Genomic DNA, 5,660 nt, shown 5'->3' with positions numbered 1-5,660 from the left:
GTGCTCGGTCTCGTGGTCGGCGTGGAGAAGCCGTTTTGGGCGGCTTTTCCGATCTTTTTCGGTCTTTTCAGTTTCTATGCACTGTCGACATGGGCCTGGTCGACGCCGGATTGTCCGACCTGCGGAACCAGGCAGCCAGCGCGACGCACGCCGACCTCGTTCCGTCAATTGATGTGGGGAGGCTGGACCTGTGCCCATTGCGGGACCGAGATCGACCGCAACGGCAAGGCGATCGCGCGGAAAGCCTGACGGTGCGGCGATGCGATATGCCTTCCTGTTTGCAATTGGCGTCGTCGCCGCCTTCGCCGCGCGCGACGCCTTGATCGGAACCGGTGCGTTCAGCACCTATTCCGCCTGGCTCGCGATCGCGCTCATCATCATTCTCGTGGAAGTCGTGCTTCGGCTGAGGATGGGCGCCAGCCTCGCGCCGATGCGCTGCCCGAATTGCGGCACACGGCAACCCCTGGTCCGGGGGCCAATCTCGTTCCGCCCGTTCGATCCGCGGCGGCTGGGACTGCACCAAATGCGGGACCGAGATCGATCGCTACGGCAGGGCGATCGCGGGGGACCACTGATCGGAGCGAGAATGCACAAGCGCACGGTTACCGACTGGCTGAAGGCGCTGGCGGCGGGAGCTACCACCATTGCTCTCGCGGTCTTGTTTCTCGATGCAATCGGGATCAATGAGCACGCCCTGCTGAACCGGATCGTGCCGGTGATCCTCGGCGTCGCCGTTTGCCAATGGTTCCTGAGAAGCAGCAGCGAAATTCCGTGGGGACTGAAGACTTGCCCGAGATGCGGCACGCCCCAATCACCCTGGCGCCGGCCGACCACAATGCGGCAGACATTTCTCGGCGGTTACACCTGCGGGACGTGCCGCTCGCAAATCGACCGGTTCGGCGACGCGGAGTGAAGCCTACGCGACCGGCAGGAACATGGCGAACGGCTCGTCGAGCGTGCGTCTCAGAAGCAATTGATAACGGTCGTGCAAGGCGTGGTCGGACGCGATGCGCCCGAACCCGGCGTCCGGGATCGATTGCAGCGGCACGAACGCGATCGGCGCCGCGATCGGCGTGAGCTGCGAGCCGCGCCCGGCCAGCAGCGTGGTGAGAATGCCGTGCATCTCGCCGGTGATTGTCGGCCGAGACACCGTGATCAGACGAAACTGGCCGTGCCGGTTGGTGACGAGATAGATGTGCCCGGACTGGTTTGGTACCGCCACGCTTCCGTATTGCGTGAAGTCGGAATCCAGCCGTTCGGATTCCCGAAAGATCAGGCTCGATTGCGAATCATCCCAGACGATGTCGGTGCGATACGCATAGAGCGCCCCCGGTTCGCCGAATGACGGGCGCAGCGTGAGATAGGTGCCTTCGATCCACAGCACCGAACGGCGCGCATAAGCGCCGAGATCGTCCGGCGCGATTCCGTTCGCGCTGACGGAATCCGCATGACCATTGCCGCCATTTCGCAACGTGACGCCGAGCGCCTCTTCCAGCCGGATCGTGGTCGCAAGCGTGAAAGGGCGCCGGCCGGCCAGCGCTTTTTCCAGGGTCGAGATGCTGATCCTGGCACGCTCGGCAAGCTCGAGGCGCGAAATGCGGCGTCGCGCGATTTCCTCACGAATGGTGGTGGAAACCTTCCGGCTCTGTTCCGACGTCAACTGCCTTTCAGACACCAGCATCGATTCTCCCCCGTGCCGTCCTTTTCCTCACAGAACCGGACGCGCCCTCACATCGCCCGCCAAGCTTTGTGCTCCGCTGCAAAACAATCGCGAACATGACGCTCGAACATTTTCGCTGCCGCAGGCACCAAGAAGGCGTGGAAGGTTTCGCATGAGCGATCTGCATGGGAGCGGCTGCAATGTCCGTCGAAACGGATAATCGTCATCTTCAAATCTGGCCCGATCGCCCGAAGCGTGTCCTGCGGAGGGGCGCGCGCATTCCGCAAATCAAGGCCGCGATTGTCACAGCAATTGCGGCTTTTTTTGTCTGCCTGCAAATGGGGCTTGCGACAGGCGCAGCCATCGCTCCCGGTCAGATGAAATCCGGTTCGCTGCTCTTGCGCGATGGAGGCACGCTTGTCGAAGCGCCGCGGCTAGGCGCGGATTACGACCTCACGGTCAGCGGTCCCACTTTGCGCGGCCGGGTCACGCAGATTTTCCATAACCACACCGAGAACTGGGTGGAGGCGGTCTACGTCTATCCGCTTCCGGAGGACGGCGCGGTCGATACCCTGAAGATGGTCATTGGCGAGCGCGTCATCATCGGCGAGATCAAGGAGCGCAAGACCGCGCGCGCAATCTATGAACAGGCCAGGGCGGCGGGACACAAGGCCACGCTGATCGAGCAGGAGCGGCCGAACCTCTTCACGAACTCGGTCGCCAATATCGGCCCCGGCGAGACCGTGCTGGTGCAACTCGAATATCAGGCGCCGGTGAAGCAGAGTGCCGGCACCTTCTCGCTCCGCATCCCGCTGGTGGTCGGTCCGCGTTACAACCCGAAGCCGATTGTGCAGACCGTGGACTTCGGTTCGGGCGGACAAGAAGCGAATTCCGGTTGGGGCAGAACCGCTGATCCCGTTCCGGACCGCGACCGCATCGAACCGCCGGTGCTCGATCCACGCCTGCACGCGCCGGTCAATCCGGTGCAGATCACGGTGCGTCTGCAAGCCGGCTTTCCGCTCGCCCAGGTGAAGAGCCATCATCACAACGTGAATGCAGAAATCGTGTCGCCTGACCTGCAAATCATCAAACTCGCGGACGGTCCGTTGCCCGCCGACCGCGACTTCGAGCTGACCTGGGGGACAGCGGCCAGCGCAGCACCCTCGGTCGGCCTGTTCCGTGAACGGGTCGGCAACGACGACTACCTGCTTGCGTTCGTCACCCCACCCAAAACGGAGCAGCAGCAGCAGCCTGCGCGTGAATCCATCTTCGTGATCGACAATTCCGGCTCGATGGCCGGCACCTCGATCGTGCAGGCCAAAGCCAGCCTTCTCTATGCGCTCGACCGGCTGAAGCCTGCGGACCGCTTCAACGTCATCCGCTTCGACAACACCCATGACATGCTGTTCAGCGACAGCGTCCCGGCCAGTGCTGACAACATCGAGCGCGCCAAGGCTTTCGTGTCCGCGCTTGAGGCCCGGGGCGGCACCGAGATGGTGGCGGCAATGCGAGCGGCGCTGACCGATTCGCGTGCGGCGGATGCGGACGCGCTCCGGCAGGTCGTGTTCCTCACCGACGGCGCGATCGGCAACGAGCAGCAATTGTTCGAAACGCTCGCCGGCATGCGTGGACGCTCGCGCGTGTTCATGGTCGGGATCGGCTCCGCGCCGAACTCCTTCCTGATGACGCGGGCGGCGGAAATCGGCCGCGGTACGTTCACCCATATCGGCTCGGCGGATCAGGTCGCGCAACGCATGCGCGCATTGTTCGACAAACTCGAGAGCCCCGCAGTGACGAACCTGACGGTCGCTTTCTCGAACGCGCAGGCCGACATCACGCCGGATCTGGTGCCCGACCTCTATCGCGGCGAGCCGCTGGTGCTCGCCGCAAAACTCTCCGCGCTGGACGGAACCATGGAGATCAGGGGGCATATCGGCGACAGACCATGGACGGTCAGCCTGCCAATCGCCAAGGCGGCGGAAGGCAAAGGCCTGTCCAAGCTCTGGGCGCGCCGCAAGATCGCCGACGCGGAAGTTGCGAAAACGCTGCGCAAGGTTACACCCGAAGAGACCGACAAGCGCATTCTCGCGCTTGGCCTTGAGCATCAACTGGTGACACGGCTGACCAGCCTGGTCGCTGTCGACAACACGCCAAGCCGTCCGGACGGCGCGAAATTATCCCGTGCCAACCTTCCGCTCAATCTTCCGGCTGGCTGGGACTTCGACAAGGTTTTTGGCGAACGGCCGAAACCCCCATCGCTGCCACGCCCGGAAGAACGCGTGCAGACCGCTCCGCTTCCGGATCGGGCGGAGGCGTCGGATCCGCAGGACATGGCGCAGCTCGCACTCGCCGGCCGGAATCACAGGTATCACAAGCCGCACACGCGGTCGGCCTCGGTGACGCCCTTGCGATACGCGGCCGCACCGGCGCCGAATGCCGCTCCATTGGCGGTGGTCAGCCGCGCGCCGGTTGCGACCAGCGTCGTGCTGCCCCGAACCTCAACCGATGCCGAGCTGCGGATGATCGCGGGCTTCCTGCTGTTTTTTATCGGGCTCGTCGTGCTGGCGGCCCTTCGCTGGCGCGCCGGTCTGACATGGCGCTGAGCTTTGCACGGGACGAATGACGGATGAACACGGCACGCGGGATGGCGAGGGCTTCCAGGCTCACCTGCCGCGTACCGCAACGGAGGGGCGTCTCGCCCATGCCTCTCCAGCGCGCACGCAGTCTTCCAGAGGTCCCCCTGCGTGCGCGCTTCTTTCTCCTCCCGGATGACCGATGGGGCGGTCTGCTTTTTCTCCTGGCCATCCTGATCGGGATTGCGGGGATCGCCTTAACAGCGCAGGGGATATGGATGCCGGTCAAAGCGCGGCTCGCGCAACTGTTGCTCGAACGCGCCTTCGCGGAAACCCTGGCGACGGGCGCCGACACCAAGCCGTGGTCCTGGGCAGACACCTGGCCGATCGCGCGCATCGAAGTGCCGCGCCTGAACGCCAACGCCATCGTGCTGCACGGCTCGAGCGGGCAGGCGCTCGCCTTCGGGCCCGGCCATGTCGAGACCACACCGCCGGCCGGCAGTCCCGGCACTGCGGTATATTCGGCGCACCGCGACACCCATTTTCGCTTTTTAAAGGATATCACGACAGGCGACCGGGTTGTTGTTACCTTGCGAACCGGCGACACTCACCGGTTCCGTGTCACGCACTCATCCGTGGTGCGCTGGGATCAATCCGGTATCGATCCGTTCGCGGACGGCCACCATCTCATTCTCGCGACCTGCTGGCCACTCGATGCGAAATTCCAGGGCCCGATGCGCTATCTGGTGCATGCGGAGCGGGTCGCGGATCAAGCGTCGGGAAGGGTCGACCGCTCGGCTGCCGGCGACGTGATGACGCTCACCGATCCGTCGGATTCCAGAACCGCCGCCTCGGCCAGGCTCACATCGCCGACACCGCAGGACCGAAGCGCCGCCAGGACTTCGCGCTGAGTGATGCGTTCGCGACGCATCGCCTCGTTCAGGAATTGTCCGCGATACAGGAGAAGCGCCGGCTCGGACTTGACCATCGATTCGATCCGTCTGGAGCGGACCGACAGATAAGCAACCACGAACTGCAGGCTGCACAACAGAACAAGGGCAAGAAGCCCTTCGACGAGAACCACATCCTTGCTGAGCAACACCGTCGCGAGCGTCGAGCCGAGAGCCACCGTGACCACGAAATCGAACGCATTCATTTTCGAAAGCGTACGCTTTCCGAAAATGTGTATGAAAACGACCAGCGCCGCGTATGCCGCGGTGCCGACTACCACAATCCGCAAAAGGCTGAACCAACTTTCGAAGAACATATGTCACATGGTTGTGGGGCCTTGTCCGACAACAATCCGCAACAATCATCGTTCCGCCCGGACACAGTGAGGGACCGGACAGAAATGTCGCGCCGGGGATGCGCAGTCCCCGGCGCGACGCCTGGCGTCAGCTCGTTGGCAACAACACGCTATCGATCAC

The 5,660-nt window shown here is 63.6% G+C and carries 5 protein-coding genes and 1 pseudogene; 4 read left to right on the top strand and 2 right to left on the bottom strand.

The genetic code is table 11. The features are described 5' to 3' along the window. On the top strand, positions 1-249 hold a 249-nt coding region (locus AB7F49_RS37705), incomplete at its 5' end, for a hypothetical protein (protein ID WP_428532609.1). Between the two features lie 10 nt (positions 250-259). After that, positions 260-913: a hypothetical protein gene (locus tag AB7F49_RS37700; protein WP_428532606.1), complete on the top strand. Its 654-nt coding sequence runs from the start codon at positions 260-262 to the stop codon at positions 911-913. A 3-nt stretch (positions 914-916) separates the two neighbouring features. Here the strand turns inward: AB7F49_RS37700 and AB7F49_RS37695 are convergent, their stop codons facing one another. Then, positions 917-1,681 (bottom strand): helix-turn-helix domain-containing protein, encoded by a 765-nt coding sequence (locus AB7F49_RS37695; RefSeq protein ID WP_428532603.1) that lies wholly within the window; start codon positions 1,679-1,681, stop codon positions 917-919. Positions 1,682-1,860: 179 nt separating this feature from the next. Here AB7F49_RS37695 and AB7F49_RS37690 point away from each other — a divergent pair, with 179 nt between their 5' ends. Further along, complete coding sequence (locus AB7F49_RS37690; protein ID WP_428532600.1) at positions 1,861-4,263, top strand: marine proteobacterial sortase target protein; 2,403 nt, start codon at positions 1,861-1,863, stop codon at positions 4,261-4,263. Between the two features lie 23 nt (positions 4,264-4,286). Next, positions 4,287-4,991, top strand: a pseudogene (locus AB7F49_RS37685) (class GN sortase); the annotation flags it as partial. Positions 4,992-5,002: 11 nt separating this feature from the next. On the opposite strand, the gene AB7F49_RS37680 reads toward AB7F49_RS37685, so the two are convergent. Continuing rightward, positions 5,003-5,500, bottom strand: a complete 498-nt coding sequence (locus tag AB7F49_RS37680; RefSeq protein WP_428532597.1) for a DUF421 domain-containing protein — start codon at positions 5,498-5,500, stop codon at positions 5,003-5,005. Between the last annotated feature and the right edge of the window lie 160 nt (positions 5,501-5,660).

This window comes from Pseudorhodoplanes sp. (assembly GCF_050250235.1).
Taxonomy (GTDB): Bacteria; Pseudomonadota; Alphaproteobacteria; order Rhizobiales; family Xanthobacteraceae; genus Pseudorhodoplanes.
The sequence above is the reverse complement of the archived record's forward strand: the minus strand, read 5'-3'. Positions and strand labels throughout refer to the sequence as shown.